This is a genomic window from Hyphomonas jannaschiana VP2, assembly GCF_000685215.1.
Taxonomy (GTDB): domain Bacteria; phylum Pseudomonadota; class Alphaproteobacteria; order Caulobacterales; family Hyphomonadaceae; genus Hyphomonas; species Hyphomonas jannaschiana.
Map to the genome: position 1 here is coordinate 94,511 of NZ_ARYJ01000003.1, position 16,776 is coordinate 111,286.

21 protein-coding genes are annotated in these 16,776 nt (G+C 62.9%); 12 read left to right on the plus strand and 9 right to left on the minus strand.

Going from position 1 to position 16,776, the window contains the following annotated elements:
- Nucleotides 1-17 precede the first annotated feature (17 nt).
- Entirely contained in the window at nucleotides 18-1,628 is a 1,611-nt protein-coding gene (locus HJA_RS05200) for a winged helix-turn-helix domain-containing protein (RefSeq protein ID WP_206741674.1), read from the minus strand.
- Nucleotides 1,629-1,734: 106 nt separating this feature from the next.
- Here HJA_RS05200 and HJA_RS05205 point away from each other — a divergent pair, with 106 nt between their 5' ends.
- The 5 genes from HJA_RS05205 to HJA_RS05225 all read left to right on the plus strand — a co-directional run bounded on the left by HJA_RS05205 (nucleotide 1,735) and on the right by HJA_RS05225 (nucleotide 5,669).
- Nucleotides 1,735-1,959, plus strand: a complete 225-nt coding sequence (locus tag HJA_RS05205) for a tautomerase family protein (RefSeq protein ID WP_035579680.1) — start codon at nucleotides 1,735-1,737, stop codon at nucleotides 1,957-1,959.
- Between the two features lie 201 nt (nucleotides 1,960-2,160).
- Nucleotides 2,161-2,379 carry a translation initiation factor IF-1 gene (gene infA / locus HJA_RS05210; RefSeq protein WP_011646371.1) on the plus strand — a complete coding sequence of 73 codons (219 nt, stop codon included), beginning with the start codon at nucleotides 2,161-2,163 and terminating at the stop codon, nucleotides 2,377-2,379.
- 5 nt (nucleotides 2,380-2,384) lie between these two features.
- On the plus strand, nucleotides 2,385-2,972 hold the full coding sequence (locus tag HJA_RS05215) for a Maf family protein (protein WP_035579213.1): 588 nt from the start codon (nucleotides 2,385-2,387) through the stop codon (nucleotides 2,970-2,972).
- A gap of 356 nt (nucleotides 2,973-3,328) precedes the next feature.
- Entirely contained in the window at nucleotides 3,329-4,912 is a 1,584-nt protein-coding gene (locus tag HJA_RS05220; RefSeq protein WP_206741675.1) for an amidohydrolase, read from the plus strand.
- 127 nt (nucleotides 4,913-5,039) lie between these two features.
- Entirely contained in the window at nucleotides 5,040-5,669 is a 630-nt protein-coding gene (locus HJA_RS05225) for a hypothetical protein (RefSeq protein ID WP_035579218.1), read from the plus strand.
- A gap of 215 nt (nucleotides 5,670-5,884) precedes the next feature.
- On the opposite strand, the gene HJA_RS05230 is transcribed toward HJA_RS05225, so the two are convergent.
- The 5 genes from HJA_RS05230 to HJA_RS05250 all read right to left on the minus strand — a co-directional run bounded on the left by HJA_RS05230 (nucleotide 5,885) and on the right by HJA_RS05250 (nucleotide 8,670).
- Entirely contained in the window at nucleotides 5,885-6,373 is a 489-nt protein-coding gene (locus tag HJA_RS05230) for a GNAT family N-acetyltransferase (RefSeq protein ID WP_035579220.1), read from the minus strand.
- Nucleotides 6,374-6,404: 31 nt separating this feature from the next.
- Nucleotides 6,405-6,752, minus strand: coding sequence for a hypothetical protein (locus tag HJA_RS05235; RefSeq protein WP_035579223.1), 348 nt, complete (start codon nucleotides 6,750-6,752; stop codon nucleotides 6,405-6,407).
- Nucleotides 6,753-6,764: 12 nt separating this feature from the next.
- Entirely contained in the window at nucleotides 6,765-7,349 is a 585-nt protein-coding gene (locus tag HJA_RS05240) for an RNA polymerase sigma factor (protein WP_162177031.1), read from the minus strand.
- On the minus strand, nucleotides 7,333-7,707 hold the full coding sequence (locus HJA_RS18625) for a DUF6249 domain-containing protein (RefSeq protein ID WP_035579228.1): 375 nt from the start codon (nucleotides 7,705-7,707) through the stop codon (nucleotides 7,333-7,335). The genes HJA_RS05240 and HJA_RS18625 overlap by 17 nt, the downstream gene beginning before the upstream one ends.
- Nucleotides 7,708-7,815: 108 nt before the next feature.
- Entirely contained in the window at nucleotides 7,816-8,670 is an 855-nt protein-coding gene (locus HJA_RS05250) for a COG1361 family protein (protein WP_035579231.1), read from the minus strand.
- A 125-nt stretch (nucleotides 8,671-8,795) separates the two neighbouring features.
- Here HJA_RS05250 and HJA_RS05255 point away from each other — a divergent pair, with 125 nt between their 5' ends.
- The 7 genes from HJA_RS05255 (at nucleotide 8,796) to HJA_RS05285 (ending at nucleotide 15,061) form a co-directional block, all read left to right on the plus strand.
- Nucleotides 8,796-9,515, plus strand: coding sequence for a fused DSP-PTPase phosphatase/NAD kinase-like protein (locus HJA_RS05255; protein WP_051597393.1), 720 nt, complete (start codon nucleotides 8,796-8,798; stop codon nucleotides 9,513-9,515).
- A 76-nt stretch (nucleotides 9,516-9,591) separates the two neighbouring features.
- Nucleotides 9,592-9,921, plus strand: coding sequence for a hypothetical protein (locus tag HJA_RS05260; RefSeq protein ID WP_035579233.1), 330 nt, complete (start codon nucleotides 9,592-9,594; stop codon nucleotides 9,919-9,921).
- Nucleotides 9,922-10,043: 122 nt separating this feature from the next.
- The gene (locus HJA_RS05265; protein ID WP_035579235.1) at nucleotides 10,044-10,319 is read left to right on the plus strand and encodes a hypothetical protein; all 276 of its coding nucleotides are present in this window, start codon (nucleotides 10,044-10,046) and stop codon (nucleotides 10,317-10,319) included.
- Nucleotides 10,320-10,401: 82 nt separating this feature from the next.
- Nucleotides 10,402-10,788: an MAPEG family protein gene (locus tag HJA_RS05270; RefSeq protein WP_035579236.1), complete on the plus strand. Its 387-nt coding sequence runs from the start codon at nucleotides 10,402-10,404 to the stop codon at nucleotides 10,786-10,788.
- Between the two features lie 59 nt (nucleotides 10,789-10,847).
- Entirely contained in the window at nucleotides 10,848-12,194 is a 1,347-nt protein-coding gene (locus HJA_RS05275; RefSeq protein WP_035579238.1) for a TldD/PmbA family protein, read from the plus strand.
- Nucleotides 12,181-13,299: an inositol monophosphatase family protein gene (locus HJA_RS05280; RefSeq protein WP_241764296.1), complete on the plus strand. Its 1,119-nt coding sequence runs from the start codon at nucleotides 12,181-12,183 to the stop codon at nucleotides 13,297-13,299. The genes HJA_RS05275 and HJA_RS05280 overlap by 14 nt, the downstream gene beginning before the upstream one ends.
- Before the next feature lie 40 nt (nucleotides 13,300-13,339).
- Complete coding sequence (locus tag HJA_RS05285) at nucleotides 13,340-15,061, plus strand: ABC transporter ATP-binding protein (protein ID WP_241764297.1); 1,722 nt, start codon at nucleotides 13,340-13,342, stop codon at nucleotides 15,059-15,061.
- A 118-nt stretch (nucleotides 15,062-15,179) separates the two neighbouring features.
- Here the strand turns inward: HJA_RS05285 and HJA_RS05290 are convergent, their stop codons facing one another.
- The 3 genes from HJA_RS05290 to HJA_RS05300 form a co-directional block, all read right to left on the minus strand.
- Nucleotides 15,180-15,782: a F0F1 ATP synthase subunit B family protein gene (locus HJA_RS05290; RefSeq protein WP_051597394.1), complete on the minus strand. Its 603-nt coding sequence runs from the start codon at nucleotides 15,780-15,782 to the stop codon at nucleotides 15,180-15,182.
- A 4-nt stretch (nucleotides 15,783-15,786) separates the two neighbouring features.
- The gene (locus tag HJA_RS05295) at nucleotides 15,787-16,338 is read right to left on the minus strand and encodes a F0F1 ATP synthase subunit B family protein (protein WP_035579242.1); all 552 of its coding nucleotides are present in this window, start codon (nucleotides 16,336-16,338) and stop codon (nucleotides 15,787-15,789) included.
- A gap of 86 nt (nucleotides 16,339-16,424) precedes the next feature.
- Nucleotides 16,425-16,661: a F0F1 ATP synthase subunit C gene (locus HJA_RS05300; protein WP_034737903.1), complete on the minus strand. Its 237-nt coding sequence runs from the start codon at nucleotides 16,659-16,661 to the stop codon at nucleotides 16,425-16,427.
- Nucleotides 16,662-16,776 lie beyond the last annotated feature (115 nt).

The window sequence follows — 16,776 nt, forward strand, 5'->3', positions numbered from 1 at the left end:
TCGGTTGGCGCGACGGCCTAGAGCCCCAGGGATTTAAGAGCACTTTCGATCTTTGACCGTTGGATGGGGTCGTTGAATGGGAACGCTCTGAAGAAGCCGTCAACGCTAATATCCGGATCACGCTTGCGAGCCAGCTCGATCCAGCGGGCGGCGGCCTCATCGTCTCCTGCCAGTTTACGGGCCATACCGGCGATAACGGTGATATGAACGTGTGCGCCTGGTGTGCGCACAGCCCGTTCGGCCCATAGCGTGGCGTCTTCGTGATGATCCCTGAGAAGGTGAGTCAGGCCGCGTGTCGACAGCATGGCATAGTGCAGCGGATCCAGTGGGCTGAGGCGGATCGCAAGATCAACATCTTGTTCGCCTTCGGCGCCGCGTCCGGACATGGTCTGCGACAGGGCGCGCAGGTACACCGCCTGCGCATAATTGGGATTGAGGGAGACGGCCCGGTCCAGCCAGTGATAGGAGCCGTCGAGGTCCTTCTCGATCCAGTGGGTGCGGCCCATCACCAGATTGGCGAACGGGTCCATCGGATCGCAGGCCATGGCGTTCTCGGCTGCGGCGCGGGCCCCGGCGATCTCTGCATCCGTATCCGGAACATAGTGAAGGAACGCATTCTGGAACCGGGTAAAGGACATGCCGGCATGTGCGCGTGTGAAGTCCGGCGCACGCTCCAGCGCTTGCTGGAACAGGCCCTGGGCGATTTCATTGTCCTTCTGGGTGAAGCGGAACATGTGGTTGAGGCCGAGGTGGTAGGACGCCCAGGCATCTAGGCTGGTGGCGGGCAGGGTCCTTGCCAGGCGAGCCTCGTTGAGCGGGATGTGCACGTCGAGTTCTGACACGATGGCGGAGACGATCTGTTCCCGAAACTCATGTACGTCGCCAACCTCGCCGGCATATTGCTCGCCCCAGAGCACGCCACCATTCTTCGTTTCCGCCAGCTCGACCGTGACCTGCAGGCGGGATCCACGAATCTCCACGGCGCCGGAGAGGACATAACCCACGCCGAGTACTTCGCCGATATTGCGCACATCCGGTTCCGAGCTGCGGAAGCGGAAGGTCGATCCGCGCGCGATGACGAACAGCCAGCGCAGGCGCGACAGGCTTGTGATCAATTCGTGCGGGAGGGCATCAGCCAGCGGGGCGTATTCGCCCGCAATGCCAATCAGGCGGAAGGGCAGGACCGCAATTGCGGGTTTGCCCCCGGATACCGGCGCAGCCGGGGTTGGCTCAGGCGGCGCCTCCATGACTTCCGTCACCACCGCCAGCGGCGTATTTGCGAGCTGGATGTCCGGCGCCAGCGCAAAGCGGAAGCCGACCCCGTGTATGGTGCGGATGAGGCGCTGGGCCCGTCCGTCATCGTTAAGGAGCTTGCGGGCCGACTTGATCCGGCTGGAAAGGGCCGAGTCCGAAATTGCCCGTCCGTCCCAGATCTTTTCGATGATCTCATCCTTGCTCACCAGCCGGTCATGGTTCGCCGCCAGCAGGAGCAGCAGGGACAATACCTGAGGTTCGGTCGGCAGCGTTTCCCCACCGCGCCGCAACTCGAACCTGGCCTGATCCAGTTCGAAATCTTCAAATCGATAGATCATCCGGGCCAGATTAGACGGAATCCGGAATTTCTCCACAATTTCTCCAGACCCCCTCCAATTCTGTCCGGCCGGCCTGCCGTAAGTTCCTCTCATCGGCGCCGGGATGGTCCTGGCTCCAGACAAAAAACAAAAGGAAATCAACATGCCACTCGTTACGATCGATATCATCAAAGACGTCTTCACCCCGGCCCAGAAGCAAGACCTCGTCGAGCGCGTCACCGACGCCATGGTCTCTGTGGAAGGCGAAGCGATGCGCCCGGTGACCTGGGTCCGCATCATGGAAGTGGAGCAGGGTGACTGGGCCATTGGCGGCCAGGTCCTGAAAGCGGCGGATGTTCACGCATTGGCGTCAGCCAACGCGGCCTAGCAAATCCAGTCCCTGCACCTGTAGTTCCCCCGCGCCGGATGAGAGGTTTCCCGCCTCTCATCCGGTTGCGTTTTTCGGCGCAGATGCGGCGTTCCGGGCCGCCGGATGACTCGAATCCTTGCCGGAATCCCTGCAAAGCTGTAAGGCGCACCCTACATTAACGGATGGCGGCGCGTTGGACCGTCCTGTTTTGGAGACTGCATGTCGAAGGAAGAACTGATCGAATTCGAGGGAACGGTAGTGGAATTGCTGCCGAACGCGACCTTCCGCGTGAAACTCGAAAATGACCACGAGATTATCGCCCACACCGCGGGCAAGATGCGCAAGAACCGCATCCGCGTGCTGACCGGCGACAAAGTCATGGTCGAGATGACGCCCTATGACCTGACCAAGGGCCGCATCACCTACCGCTTCAAGTAAGCGTCATGGCGTCCACCGGGGCCGCGCGGCTCATCCTTGCCAGCGCAAGCCCCCGGCGGCGGGACCTGCTCGCCCAGATCGGCATTGTGCCGGACGCCATCTGCCCCACAGACATCGACGAAACCCGCCGCAAGGACGAAAGCCCGCGCGCGCTGGCCGAGCGGCTTGCGCGCGAAAAGGCGCTGGCCTGCCCGGAAGAGGGCTATGTGCTGGCCGCCGACACGGTCGTCGCGCTGGGCAGCCGGAACCTCGAGAAGGCGGCAGATGCGGCCGAGGCCGAGGCCTTCCTGCGGCTGCTTTCCGGCCGGGCACACCAATGCCTTACCGGCATTGCCGTACGCGCGCCCGATGGCCGCCTCAGCGCCCGCACCGTGCTTGCCCGTGTGAAGTTCAAACGCCTCACCGACCGCGACATCGCCGACTATGTCGCCAGCGGCGACTGGAAGGGCAAGGCCGGCGGCTACGGCATCCAGGGCGCCGCCGGCGCCTTCGTCACCGGCATCAATGGCAGCTACACCGCGATTGTCGGCCTGCCGCTGTATGAGACGAAAGCCTTGCTGGAAGGCATGGGCTGGAAGAAGGCCTCTCCCTGAAAACGGGTGGCCCGGGGCAAGCCCCGGCCCTGACCTGAATGGAAATGGCTTTCGCTCCGTAACTCTGCCAAAGTAATCGCAGAAAAATCGGAGGGAGGTTCGGGACAATGGCGCATGAAGAACATGGGTGCCCATGTTGCCAGGCAGGATTGGGCAATCTCTTTGCCTACAATCCTGCCGATGCAACGGCTGCGGAGATAAGGATTCTTCCAATCGGCCGCCGCCAGTTCATGGCCGGGGCGTCAGCCCTTGCCGGCACGGTTGCGACCACCGCTTGCGGAAGCAGCCTCTTTTCTGAAGTCCCGATTGGTCCTGAACTGGAAGCCCGCACCAGGATTTATACCAGGGGAACGGTCATGACGGTCGATCCCGGCTTTTCCAAACCCGAAGCCATGGCGGTGAAGGGCAATCGCATCCTGGCAACCGGCAGCCTCGAAGACGTCCGGGCCGCAGCGGGCGAGGACGCGGATATTATTGACCTCAAGGGCCGCACGGTCATGCCCGGCCTGATCGATCCACATACCCACATTCTCATCGGTGCCCTGATGGACCAGGCGATGGACTATGTCGGGATCACACGTTTTTCTACAACGGGTGAAATCCTGGGCTACATCCGGCACCTGGATTCAGAGCGTCCGGAAAACGAGTGGATCGTCTGTCGCAACTACTACCCGATGTTGCAGGCATTTGAGGAACCGCTGGGGTTTTCCTCACTCGACAGGATTTCCAGTATACGCCCGATCATGGTCCTGAATGCGTCCGGCCACATCGCCTATGCCAATCGGGCTGCGTTTCAGGCGGCCGGCATTCCGGAGGATGTCGCCAACCCGGCCGGCGGCGAATTTGTGCGGGATGCGAACGGGAACCTGACCGGCGAGATGCGGAACCAGACGACCTTCTCAAAAGTGCTCGGCGCGCGTCCCAGCGGGGCCGGCTCGGCGCCCGCCGACGCAGTCCTGAAAACCTGCAAGCGATTTGCCTCGCTCGGCCTGACGACCGTGTCAGAACTTGGGCTTGGCGGACTTCTACGCGGCGCGGGGGACTGGGAGGTCCTGAAACAGGCAGGCGCAACGGGGCGTTTGTCTCAGCGCATTCGGGCTTACCCGATGTATGTGTTCGATGATGCGTGGGACGAAGCGGGGCTCAGCCCAGGGGAGGGCGACGACCTTGTGCGGATTGCGGGCTACAAACTGATCGCCGATGGATCCAATCAGGGATTCACGGGCCTTCAGCGCGAGCCTTACTACACAGTCGACTCGACCGGGATTGCCTATATGGCGCCGGAAGAACTGACCGCGCTGATGCGCAAGAGAGCCGCTCAGGGCTGGCAGATCGCCGTGCACGGCAACGGTGACAAGGCCATCGACAATATACTCGACGCGGTCGAACAGGTCGCCTCGGAAGGGATCGATGTCAAATCCCTGCGTATACGAATTGAACACTGCTCGATCCTTCATGACGAGCAGATCGAACGCATGAAGGCCCACGGCGTGTCGGCGAGTTTCCTTATCGGCCACGTGCATTATTGGGGCGTTGCCATGCGTGACAGGATTTTCGGACCCGACAAATCGCGCCTTCTTGACCGCTGCGCCAGTTGCGAGCGTGCGGGCGTCGGCTACACAATTCATTCGGACTTCTTCGTGACCGATCCGAACCCGCTGCACATGATCGAAATGGCGGTAACCCGACAGTCATGGAAGGAACCGGACTTCGTCCTTGCGCCCGAAGAGTGCGCCAGCCGCGAAGCCGCGATCCGCGCCATGACGTCAGAAGCTGCCTGGCAACTGGGGTCCGATCATGAAATCGGCAGCCTGGAAGCGGGCAAGTTTGCGGACTATGTGATTCTGGATGGCGATCCCTCGTCTGTGCCTGCAGACGAAATCAAGAACATCAAGGTGCTGGAAACCTGGATGGGCGGCACGCAGACCTTCCTGGCCTGAGGCAAGGCAATATCGGGGACCGTGTGCCGGGGACAGGGATCGCCCTATCCACACCTATAACCCAACAGCCATGCCGCATCCAAGCATCCGAATCCGACAGGCCCACGCAGCCCTGATCCTTTCCTGCATGGATGAGACAGGCGATTTCTTTTCTGAGGCGGTAAATGTTGCGCAGGACGTGCTGGCCGATGTGCTGGTGCGGGGCGGGCTGCATTTGCGGCCCGGCATGTTGCCCCGCGGTGTGGCGCGGCAGTGCCGTGTGCGTCTCACCTTCCTGATCAATTATATCCGTCAGCTGATTTTCCTTCTGGCGGCCGGCATGATGAACACGCTGCCGCCGGTGAAGCCGCGAAAGCGTGCTGCGCCTGCGCCGTTGCCGGATGGCGTGGAAGACGTGACCGCCAGCTTTCTGGCGGCGTCCGGCCCGCGCCCCTGGCGTCTGGCGCTTGCGCCGCCGCCTTATACGCCGATGCCCGCCATGCCGGATGTGCCCCGCAAGCCGGAGCCGGAAGAGGTGCCCGCCTGGCGCCTGATCGACAAGGTCATCGCGCTGAACGCCATCCTTGCAGACCCGGAACCCTATGCGCGCCGTATGGCCCGCACGCTGCAGCGCTGGCGCGATGCGGGGGAACTGTCACCGGTCAGCCTCGATGTGATCCCCGGCTTTCGCGCCGGCCGCCTGACCGAAATATACGGACGGGCCGTCAGTTTGCGCCTGAATGATGTGCTCGCCGTCGCGTGGAACGACACGGGCTGAGCTTCTCCTGAATTTTGGAATTCTTGCCGGAGCGCGACAGCGTGTCCGGGCAAAGGTGCTGGGCCTTCCTCGGCATCATCCCGGAATCTGCAAAGCAAATATTCTGGGTCCAGTTGGGCGTTGGTCCCGGGGGTATCCTTCGACTTCGCTTAGGATGAGTCCGTTATTCGAAGCGCTCATGCTGAGCGAAGTCGAAGTACGAGCGCGGGCTTCGTTCAGCTCCGCGACTTTGCCGGACGGCCAAAGGGCTTGCGCATATTGATGCCGGTTGGAGCGAAGCCTGCGCTCAGATACAGTCGCTGGGCGATGTCATTGTCAGCGGCGACCCGCAGCCGGACTTCGCTGTGTCCCATCCCGGCATAGATGTCTTCCAGGGCAGAGAGCGCAGCCTTGGCGTGGCCCTTTCCGCGATGGGCTGGGAGAATGCAGAAGTCGCTGATGAATATGCACGGGCCGTCCGCGTCCGGTTTGCACCAGAGATAGCCGAGGGGCGCGGTATCATCATCGCCGACGATGCAGAAAATGTCCTGACCCGGCGTATCGACGCCTTGCGGAAAACTGCTCTCGACATCCTGTTGTGCGGTCGCCAGCGCGCTGTCCATATCCTGACCATAATTCGCGGAAATCTCCGCGGCATAGTCGGGGATGAAATAGGCGAGATAGTCGGCGAACTCGCCGGCCAGCATCGGGCGGAGGCGTATCATGCGTTTCCTTCGCTCACCGGCCAGCCGGTTCCTATGTCCGTTCCAGCGTGGTCACGGCGGCGACGCACAGGCCGACGACCGCGACGATGCCCAGCCAGAGCGGATCGGCATTGGCCAGAAGACCAGCCTGCTGCTGGGCCGAGGAGATCGTGTTGGTCACGGTGCTGTCCAGCGTCACCCATTCGCCGAGCAGGCCTGGCAGCTGGAGCGCGGCGACCACGGCGCCAATGCCGCCCACGGCCAGCAGAACGCCCCGGCGGATGAGGGCGCGGCGGCGTACCTTGCCCATCACCTCGTCCACGAAGGGCTTGGCCTCAAGCTCTCGGTCTTCGGCGGCGAACAGGCTGGATAGGTCCTGGAAGGTGTCTTCTTCGCGCATGCTTCTACTCCATCACGCCACTTCGGGCTTCGCAAGGTGTTTGCGGAGGGCTTCGACGCCTCGCAACACATGGGATTTTACGGTGCCAAGCGGCCAACCGGTGGCTTCGGCCGCTTCGCGGTGGGTGAGGCCGGCGGCGACGCACATGACGACGCACACGCGCTGGGCCTCTGTCAGTTTCTCCAGCGCCCGGCTGAGATCCATCCGGTCGTCCTGCTGGTCACTTGGGCGGGACCCCTGAGCGCCGAAAGGGATGATCTCGGCGGTTTCGTCAAACTCGATCTCCGGCCGGGTTTTGCGGCGCACCTGCAGGAACTCCCGCCAGCAGATGGCGCAGATCCAGGCGCTGAACGTGCCGCCGGCATAGGTGGCGATTTTCTGCCAGGCCGTCAGGAAGGTGGCCTGGGCAATATCGTCACCCGAACTCGCCGATCCGGTCAGGCGCCGGGCCATGCCGCGCACGCGGGCCTGGTGGCGGCGGACGAGTTCAGCGAAAGCCGCCTCGTTGCCGCGTACTGCATCTGCAGCCAGGTCCGGATCCGTGCGCATGTCCCGTCCTTCGTCCGTGACCAGAAAGAGGTCAGGCCTTCCGTTCATTACGACCCGACACCCACAGGCCCAGATATGCAACACCCAGGAAAACCGGGAAGGCGGCAACGCCCAGCATCGGACGGATCGCTTCACCGTCTTCCATGCCCACCATCGTACCAAGGAAGGCAAAGGCAAGACCGGCCGCAATGAACAGCACGCCGCGGCGCAGGTCGGCCCGCACCGGGTCATTGGCCAGCGACAGGCGGACCATCATGTCGTCGGACAGGACCTGTCCCTTGTCGATGGCATGGCGCAGCGTCTCATGGATCGTGTTGCGCTTGCGGGAATTGAAATAGCTGACCAGCCACACAATCCCGACGATAGACCCGAACAATATGGCGGGGACAAAGATCTCTTCGGCCATCTCTGGCTCCTTCTTGCAAACTCGTGCGGCGGAATTGCCGCTGTTTGACTGTCAGATGCAGTGAAGGGCCTGAATGGATGCAGGCGATGTGATTTTTTTTAGAGGTGGTTAGTTCTGCCCACCGACCGGGAGGGTGAGGACGGCCACTTCGGTGCCGGCTTCGGTCTTCACCTTGTGAGCCGGAAGCGCCTTCTCGCCGCGGGTTGTCTGCGGGGCGAACCGGTTGGTCAGGCGGATTTCGATTTCCGGGCTTCCGGGAAGCGGCTGGTCCAGCGGGATCAGCAGGCTACGCGCCCCCCCATCGGGCACGATCACACCGCGGAGTGTCTGCGTCAGAACAGTTTCTGCGCCGCTGCGGATCTCGATAACGCCATCCAGGCGGGCATGGGCGTTGCCGGTATTGGTCAGGTCCAGTTCGATGGCCGGCTCGCCGTCGGCGGTGACCGTCAGCCGGCTGCCGGTAATTCTCGGGCGGGAAGCGGCCTGGCCAGCCGTCAGGCTGAAGAGTGACGCGATCTGGTGTTTCTCCCACTGGCCAGTCTCATCTTTCAGAACGGAGGAGACGAGGAGGGCGACGCGGTGGTCACCGGTCCGGGCCAGCTGTTCTGGCGTGGAGAGGTTGACCGCCACCTGTTTCGACTGGCCAGGCGCGAGTGACAGGGTTGGCGCGCCATAACGGGCCCAGCCGGCGGCGGAGGCGTCGCTTTCTCCGGCGGGGGTGAAAACCGGCGCGCCCTCGGCGTCATAGGCCCAGTCGGCGAGCGCCAGGGAAACGGAAACGGGATGCGCGGGATCGAGGTTCGCGATGGTGACGACCTGGCGTGTGGGCTGGCCGGGATCGAGTTCCAGTTCCACGCTGGCGGGCTGAAGCCCGATCCTGCCTTGTGCCTCCGCCATGAACGCAGCGCTCCCGGCGGCCAGGATTGCCGCAAGGAAGGTGCGAAATGGCATTTTGGCAGGCATGGCTCAGGTTCCCGGTGGGCCAGCAATTCATGACATGATCGTAAAAGAACCTTACCGCCCGGTTTAGATTTCCCTGCGAACCGGCGCTTGATGGAAACAGGGGGGAAGGCTAAGCGCGAGGGTCCATGGTGAAACTGACTCCCAAAGCAAAGCGCAAGAAGCGCAAGCACATCGCCGCCGATCTCTCGACCCGCGAGGGCCGGGCGCGGGCGCGGCGCGAAATGGTGTGGCAGGACCATGGTTTCCTGCGCGCGATCTACCAGAACCTCCACCAGATCTCGCCGGACATGTACCGGTCGAACCAGCCGTCTCCGGCCAAGGTCATGAAATACGCCCGGGAACTGGGTCTGCGGACGATCCTCAACCTGCGTGGCGAAAGCACCAAGGGCTATTACCTGCTTGAAAAGGAAGCCTGCGAACAGGCTGGCATTACGCTGATCGACTTCCAGGTCTTCTCCCGCGACACGCCGACACGCGAAGCAATCTTTGCGGCGCGCGACCTGTTCGAGACGATCGAATATCCGGCGCTGATGCATTGCAAATCCGGCGCGGATCGGGCCGGGCTGATGTCTGTACTGTATATGCTGCTGAAGGAAAAAGTGCCGTTCCATCAGGCGACTGAGCAGCTTTCCCTGAAATATCTGCACGTCAAACACGGCAAGACGGGCATGCTGGACGCCTTCTTCCAGGCCTATGCCGACTTCAATGCCGGCCTGCCGGAGGAGGAGTGGAAGCCCTTCCTCGACTGGATCGCCGAAGACTATGACCGGATGCAGGTCAAAGAGGATTTCCTGCGCGAGTTCGGCAAGGGCATCCAGGTCGACAAGATCCTTCAGCGCGAATAGGCGCGCACGCGAGGCCGCTTCCCCAAATGCGGGATTCATGCTTCGCTCCGCAATCTGTACGGTGAGGGAGACGCCGATGCGTGCAATGACTCTTGCAGGCTGGGCCCTGGCAACGGCCGGGGCGGGCCTGCTGGCGGGATGCGGCGGCATGAAGGACGGCCACGACCAGCTCGTGCGGACCTGCATTACGGAAGGCGAGGTTCCGGAAACCTGCAGCTGTATCGTCGATGCGATGGAAGCGAAGCTCAGCGCAGACCTGTTCAAACGCTCCGCCGTCGCCATCGCCCGTGAGAAACGGCCGGTCGGCGACTATATTCTGAGCCTCTCCGACGAGGAGAAGATGCAGTTTTTCGAGGCCGAGCAGGAGATGGAAAAGTGCGAATTGTCGGCCACGGAGGGCGACTGAGCGCGCAGGATAGTGCAAATCTGCACCAGCTGACGGGGGACAGGTTCGTTTCTGACGAGTATTTACGTGACGAACAGGGTTAATCCCCTTAGATTCCGACTTGCTCCAGAAAGGGGAAGACCATGAAGTTCTTTATTATCAACAGCTTCCGCACGATGATTTATGTGGCCTATATCGCCGTCATCGTGTCGGGAATCGCACTGGGCATCTACAACAAGGGCGAATTCACGGGCGAACTCATTGGCCTGACGGGCACGCTGGCCCAGGTGGCCGATTTCGCGGTGTTCACCGTGGGCGGCTGGATCGCGGCCAGCCTGATCTGCGGCCTGATCGTGACGCTGCTCGACATCCGGGACGACATCAACGACCGGCTGCCGGATGCGCGCCGGGACGACTGATCCGTCTTTGCGGGGGTAATTGGGCCGCCGGCGGCAACGCTGGCGGTCTTTTATTTGGCCTTTTGACTGGAAAGGGACCGGGATGAATTCGACACAAGTGGCCGCGCTTTATGTTGGCCTGAACCTCGCACTTCTGGTGTTGCTGGCGGTGCGGGTCGTCGGGCGGCGGCGCTCGGCGCAGGTTTCGCTTGGCGATGGCGGAGATGACGACCTTTCCCGGCGTATCCGCACGCATGGCAATGCCAGCGAATACGTGCCGGCCTTCATGGTGGGCCTGTTCATGACAGCGGCGATGGGTACGTCTGCCATTCTGGTCCATGCGCTGGGCGCCAGCTTCACGCTCGGCCGCCTGTTGCACGCCTTTGGCCTGTCAGCTTCGAAGATGGGGCCGCGGGCATTGGGCATGCTGCTGACCTGGGTGCCCATGCTGGTTATCGCTGGCTTGCTGGTCTGGCAGGGCAGTTTCTGACGCGGCCATATCTGACAGAGGGGATTGCGCCTGCAGGGCCCGCAGGCCATCTAGCGCGCATGGCTGATTTCAGAATTCCACCGGCAGACCTCCTCGCCGGACTTATCGAACAGTGCCGCAAAGCCGGCGCGGACGCAGCAGACGCCCGGATCGGCGAAGCCGACGGCGTCGGCGTCGCGGTGCGCGACGGCAAGCTGGAAAGCATCGAGCGCGAGGAAAGCGTGTCCGTCGCGCTGCGCTGTTTCTACGGCAAGCGACAGGCGCACGTTTCCAGCGCGGATCTGTCGCCGGACGGGCTGAAGATGCTGGCCGAACGCTGCGTTGCGATGGCGAAGGCGGTGCCGGAAGACAAGTATTGCGGCCTGCCGGAGGCTTCGATGCTCGCCACGGGCGATCTGGACATGGATCTGTCGGGTGAGCCGGAAATGCAGGCCGAGACACTGGAAGAGCGCGCGCTGGCGGCTGAAGCCGCTGCGCTGGCCATTCCGGGCATCAAGACAGTGGCCGGGTGCGGCGCCTCCTGGAACCGCTCAAAACGCTGGGTCGCTGCGTCGAATGGCTTCTCCGCCTGCAAGACCGGGTCGTCCACCAGCCTCGGCCTGTCCGCCGTTGCGGAGAAAGACGGCAAGATGGAGCGGGACTATGATTCCTGGTCCGTCCGTTTCTCGAAGGACATGCCGCTTCCGGAAGACATTGGCAAAACGGCAGGGGATCGGACCATCGCCCGCCTTGGCGCCCGCAAGCTCGGCACGCGCAAGGCCGCTGTCATTTACGACCGGCGCGTGTCCGCCAGCCTGGTAGGTGCGCTGCTGGGCGCGATTTCCGGGCCGTCCATTGCGCGCGGCGTATCCTATCTGAAAGACCGGATGGGCGAGCAGGTGTTCGCCAAGGGCGTCTACATCACCGATGACCCGTTCCGCGAACTGGGCATGGGATCGCGCAGCCATGATGGCGAAGGCTTGCCGGTGCGCGAAACGCACCTGATCGAGGATGGCCGCCTGACGACCTGGCTGCTGAACACGCCATCGGCCAAACAGCTGGGGCTGGAGCCGAATGGCTTCTCCTCGCTCGGCTTCGGCGATCCGCCGGGCGTGACCACATCGAATATCTATCTGCGCGCCGGAGAGAAGACGCCGGAAGAGCTGATGGCCGGCGTCGGCGAAGGCTTGCTGGTAACCGACATGTTCGGCCCGTCGATCAATCCGAACACGGGTGACTATTCGGTCGGCGTGGCCGGTTTCTGGTTCGAGGGCGGCGAGATCGCCTATCCGGTGTCGGAAGTGACGATCGCAGGCGACCTGCCGTCAATGTTCTCGCGGCTCGTCCCGGCGTCGAACCTCGAATTCCGAGGGACGCGCGATGCGCCCAGTATTCTGGTGGAAGGAATGAGTCTTGCGGGCAGCTGAGCGAACGCTCCTCGAAGACATGGACACGATGCGGGCGCTTGCCCGTGAGGCCGGCGAGCTGGCAGTCTCCTATCAGGTCCGCAGCCACAAGAACCGCGTCTGGCACAAGCAGGGCGGCAGTCCTGTTACTGAAGCGGACATCGAAGTGAACCGGCTGTGCGCCGCGCACCTTCAGCGCGCCCGCCCTGAATATGGCTGGCTCTCCGAAGAGACCACCGACAGTCTCGATGCGCGCCGGAAGCAGCGTTGCTGGGTCGTCGATCCCATCGACGGCACGCGTGCCTATATGCGCGACGATCCGAACTGGTGCGTCGCGCTCGCCGTGATCGAGGAAGGCCGCGCCGTGGCCGGCGTACTCTACGCGCCGCGGCAGGACCGCTTCTACGAAGCCTGGCATGAAGGCGGGGCCTTCCTGAACGGGCAGGCGATCCGCGTGTCGGCCTGTGTGGCAGAGTCTGGCTGCCGGCTGATCACCAATGAAGGCATGATCGATCACCCGGCCTGGCCGGAACCCTGGCCGGAGGTCGTTATCGCCCGTCCGAAGCCGAACTCGACCCTTCTGCGCATGGCCCTCGTCGCGACCGGGGAATGGGACGCAACGGTGACGCTGGCGGGCAAGTCCGACTGGGACCTTGCCGCAGGGACAGTGCTCGTCGAACAGGCAGGCGGCGTGGTCACCACCCACAAGGGTGAACCCCTTGTGTTCAATCAGGAAGTCCCGGCACAACGCAGTGTCATCGCGGCTGGCGCCCGGCTTCACCCTCTGTTAGTGCGCAGGACAGAATTTGTGGGTATACCTGACCCACAGGAAAGGGCGGCCTGCACCGCCACAACCACGGAGCAAAAGAATATGGGCGACGCCCCGAAAAGCCAGCAGCAGCTGTTGCACATCGTATTTGGCGGTGAGCTGAAGGACGTAACCGGAGTCGAATTCGAAGACCTGTCCAAGATCGATTTCATCGGCGCCTTCCCGAACTACAAAGACGCCTACGACGCCTGGAAATCGGCGGCGCAGCGCACGGTGGACCACGCCGAAATGCGCTATTTCATCCTGCATGCCCACAAGCTGCTGGATCCGCTGACAGGGGATCACCATCACGTCTGATCCGGAACACCCGAAGGCGCAGCGGGGGAGCCTGCGGAGATTGTTCGCGGCCTATTTCCGGCCGCACCTCGGCTGGTTCGTCGGCGGCACGCTGATGGCGCTGGGCACATCTGTATGTGCCATGGCCTATACCTATGTGCTCAAGCTGATGGGCGACCGGCTGGAGGCCAGTTTCGGTGAAACCGGAAATGCCGATTCCAGCTGGATCCTGCATATCGGCGCGGCCATTGTCGGCCTCGCGGCGGCGCGCTCGCTGACGATGTATCTGATGACGCTGCTGAACAATACCGGCGTCCAGCGCGGTCTCGTCACCATGCAGACGCATGAGTTCGAAGCGCTGGTCGATGGCGATTTCGCGCGCCTGTCGGCAGATGCCTCCGGCGGCTTCGTTTCGCGCTTCATCAATGACGTGAACGCGATCCGCGACGCGGCCCTGCGCTTTGCCAACAATTTCACCAAGAGCACGGCCACGACGATTGGCTGTCTCGGTGTGATGGCCTGGATCGACTGGCAGCTGACCCTGCTCATCCTCGTTGCCTATCCGATCGCTTTTGCGCCGGTCATCAGCCTCGGCAACCGGGTGCGCAAGCGCTCCCGCAAGGCGCAGAAACAGGTCGGCGAGATGACCTCTCTCCTGTCCGAAGGGTTTCAGTCCGCGCGGGTGATCAAGGCCTATGGTCTCGAATCCTATCAGAAGGGCCGTGCCCGCGGCGGCTTCGCCGAACGCTCGCGCCTGTTCCTGAAAGTGCTGGCAGACCGGGCCGCTGTCGATCCGATCCTCGAGATCGCGGGCGGCGTTGCGCTGGCAGGTATTCTGGGCTTTGCAGCCTGGCGCATTTCCCAGGGGCAGATGTCGCTTGGCGACCTGCTGGCCTTTATTGCCGCCCTCGGCGTGGCCTCTCCTGAGATCCGGGCGCTTGGCACGCTGAATTCGGTCGCGCAGGAAGGCGGCGCGGCAGCTGATCGCGTGTTCGAGATCATCGAGGCAAAACCGGTCATGGCTGACAAGCCGGGAGCAGGGCGCTTCGGCAAGGTGTCGGGCGATGTCTCCTTCGACGATGTCATCTTCTCCTATCCGGACGGTACGCCGGCCCTGAAGGGATTGAGCTTCAAGGCGGCGCCGGGCGAAACGGTCGCCATTGTCGGCCCCTCCGGTGCCGGCAAGTCCACCATCTTCAACCTGCTCCTGCGTCTCTACGATCCGGAAAGCGGCGCGATCCGTGTGGACAATCAGGACATCCGCGACATGACGGGCGAAAGCCTGCGCGCAAATATGGGCCTCGTGGCACAGGATTCCGCCCTGTTCGACGATACGGTGCAAGCCAACATCGCGCTCGGCCGGCTCGGCGCCACCAAGGCAGAGATCGAAGTGGCTGCCCGCGCAGCCTTTGCGCATGAGTTCATCATGGCCCTGCCGCAGGGCTATCAGTCGCCTGCCGGCGAGATGGGCCGGAACCTCTCCGGCGGCCAGCGCCAGCGCATCGCGCTTGCCCGGGCGATCCTGCGGGGTGCGCCGATCCTGCTGCTCGATGAAGCCACCTCCGCCCTCGATGCCGAGAGCGAGGCCCGTGTGCAGCAGGCACTCAGCGATTTTAGCCGCGGCCGGACCGTCCTGATCATTGCCCACCGCCTGTCCACCGTCCGCGCCGCTGACCGCATCCTGGTGGTCGAGGATGGCCGTGTGGTGGAGCAGGGCAATCACGAAGACCTGCTTGCTGCCGACGGCGCCTATGCCCGTCTCGTGAAGCTGCAGCTGAGCTGACACCGGCCTATCTTTTCATCCTCCCCCGTTTCGCAGGGGAGGAATTGAGGAGACACCAAACAAAAGCCCCGCGAAGCAGGCTTCGCGGGGCTTTCTGTATCGTTTGCCGGAAGGGACCTTAGTTGGTCAGGGCCTTCTCGATTTCACGCGCGGCTTTCTCGAACTGGTCGACAGCCGTGTCACCAGCGAGCAGGCGGCGGGCCGCCTCGGTCGCAGCATCCGCAGCGGCGCGGCGGACTTCTTCAGTCGCTTCTGCTTCAGCGCGCGCAATGCGGGCTTCTGCAAGGGCTTCACGGCGGGCGAGGCGCTCGGCGATGTCCTTGCGGGTCTCTTCCATGATGCGCTTGGCGTCGGCTTTGGCCTGTTCGATCATGGCCTCGGCTTCCTTGTCGGCATCCTGGGCCTTGCGCTCAGCTGCGGCGAGGGCATCAGCCGCCTGTTCGCGCAGGCTGGCCGCTTCTTCCAGTTCCTTGCGGATGGCGTCTGCGCGGGCATCAAGGCCGCCCAGAACCGTCTTGAAGGCACCCATGCGCCAGGCAATGGCAATGAAGCCACACAGGGCCAGGAAGGCGGTGAAGGTGACAGGGTCGGTCGCGGCATAAGCCAGGCCGCCCAGGAAGCCGCCACCGCCATGGCCGCCAGCGGCGCCATGTTCGGTTTCAGCGGCAAAGGCTGGCAGGGCCGAAGCAGCAATGGCGGAGAAGAGGACAATGCGTTTCATGGTCTTACTTCTTCTCCATCGCGGCCGAGACGGCAGACTTCAGATCGCCGGCAGAGGCTTTCAGACCGAACCGGGCGGTCATGGCCTCAGCCGTATCGATGGCGATCTGCTCGACATTCGTCATGGCATTGGACCGAAGCGTTGCGATACGGGCATCGGCAGCTTCGAGTTTCTTGGCGATCTCGGCATCGACGCGAGCGGTTTCGGCGGCCATTTCGGCCTCCATCTTCTCGCTGGCTTTTTCCGAGGTTTCGCGGGCCTTGTTACGAGCCTGCGCGACACGCAGTTCGAGGGCCTGTTGGGCTTCGGTGGCCTGATCGTTCAGGCGGGCCGCCTGATCGAGATCCGAAGCGATCCGGTCAGAACGCTTTTCCAGCGTGTCAGACAGTTTCGGCAGGATCCAGCGCGACATTGCCAGGTACAGCGTCGTGAACAGGATGACGAGCCAGAACAGCTGGCCCGGCATGTGCCAGGTCTCGAACGGCGGGAAGGCCGGCGGTGCGTCGTCCGGCGTGTGCCCGTGGGCAGCGCCTTCAGCAAGCAATGCGATCAGCATCAGGTTACCTCTGCGTCGGAATACGACAGGATCGGGCCGGCCGGCATGAATGCCGCCGGCCCGTTCAGAATGTGCGTCAGTCTAGATTAGACGACGAACAGGATCAGGATGGCGACGAGGAACGACAGAATGCCGAGAGCCTCGGAGAGGGCCATACCGATGAAGAGGTTGCCGGTCTGCTGCGGAGCAGCGGACGGGTTGCGCATCGCGGCGTCGAGGAACGAGCCGAAGATGTTGCCCACACCGATTGCAGCACCGATCATGCCGAGCGTTGCGAGGCCAGCGCCGACATATTTGAGGCCGAGGGTGATATCGCCTTCCATTGGGTGTCTCCTTGTTGGAATGCTTAAGGTTTCTAAAGTTTGCCGCCCGTGAAGCGTGTTCGGTGGGAGGCGTCAAGCGGTTTTGGTGCGGCTGAGACGCCGCACCGGCGAACAG

Bases quoted from the DNA above. Each gene is read 5' to 3' on its own strand.
- HJA_RS05215 (WP_035579213.1), top strand. From the start codon at position 2,385: ATGGCGTCCACCGGGGCCGCGCGGCTCATCCTTGCCAGCGCAAGCCCC.
- HJA_RS05270 (WP_035579236.1), top strand. From the start codon at position 10,402: ATGAATTCGACACAAGTGGCCGCGCTTTATGTTGGCCTGAACCTCGCA.
- HJA_RS05290 (WP_051597394.1), bottom strand. From the start codon at position 15,782: ATGAAACGCATTGTCCTCTTCTCCGCCATTGCTGCTTCGGCCCTGCCA.
- HJA_RS05235 (WP_035579223.1), bottom strand. From the start codon at position 6,752: ATGCGCGAAGAAGACACCTTCCAGGACCTATCCAGCCTGTTCGCCGCC.
- HJA_RS05205 (WP_035579680.1), top strand. From the start codon at position 1,735: ATGCCACTCGTTACGATCGATATCATCAAAGACGTCTTCACCCCGGCC.
- HJA_RS18625 (WP_035579228.1), bottom strand. From the start codon at position 7,707: ATGGCCGAAGAGATCTTTGTCCCCGCCATATTGTTCGGGTCTATCGTC.
- HJA_RS05255 (WP_051597393.1), top strand. From the start codon at position 8,796: ATGGTGAAACTGACTCCCAAAGCAAAGCGCAAGAAGCGCAAGCACATC.
- HJA_RS05220 (WP_206741675.1), top strand. From the start codon at position 3,329: ATGACGGTCGATCCCGGCTTTTCCAAACCCGAAGCCATGGCGGTGAAG.
- HJA_RS05275 (WP_035579238.1), top strand. From the start codon at position 10,848: ATGGCTGATTTCAGAATTCCACCGGCAGACCTCCTCGCCGGACTTATC.
- HJA_RS05230 (WP_035579220.1), bottom strand. From the start codon at position 6,373: ATGATACGCCTCCGCCCGATGCTGGCCGGCGAGTTCGCCGACTATCTC.
- HJA_RS05240 (WP_162177031.1), bottom strand. From the start codon at position 7,349: ATGAACGGAAGGCCTGACCTCTTTCTGGTCACGGACGAAGGACGGGAC.
- HJA_RS05295 (WP_035579242.1), bottom strand. From the start codon at position 16,338: ATGCTGATCGCATTGCTTGCTGAAGGCGCTGCCCACGGGCACACGCCG.
- HJA_RS05265 (WP_035579235.1), top strand. From the start codon at position 10,044: ATGAAGTTCTTTATTATCAACAGCTTCCGCACGATGATTTATGTGGCC.
- HJA_RS05225 (WP_035579218.1), top strand. From the start codon at position 5,040: ATGGATGAGACAGGCGATTTCTTTTCTGAGGCGGTAAATGTTGCGCAG.
- HJA_RS05260 (WP_035579233.1), top strand. From the start codon at position 9,592: ATGCGTGCAATGACTCTTGCAGGCTGGGCCCTGGCAACGGCCGGGGCG.
- infA (WP_011646371.1), top strand. From the start codon at position 2,161: ATGTCGAAGGAAGAACTGATCGAATTCGAGGGAACGGTAGTGGAATTG.
- HJA_RS05300 (WP_034737903.1), bottom strand. From the start codon at position 16,661: ATGGAAGGCGATATCACCCTCGGCCTCAAATATGTCGGCGCTGGCCTC.
- HJA_RS05250 (WP_035579231.1), bottom strand. From the start codon at position 8,670: ATGCCTGCCAAAATGCCATTTCGCACCTTCCTTGCGGCAATCCTGGCC.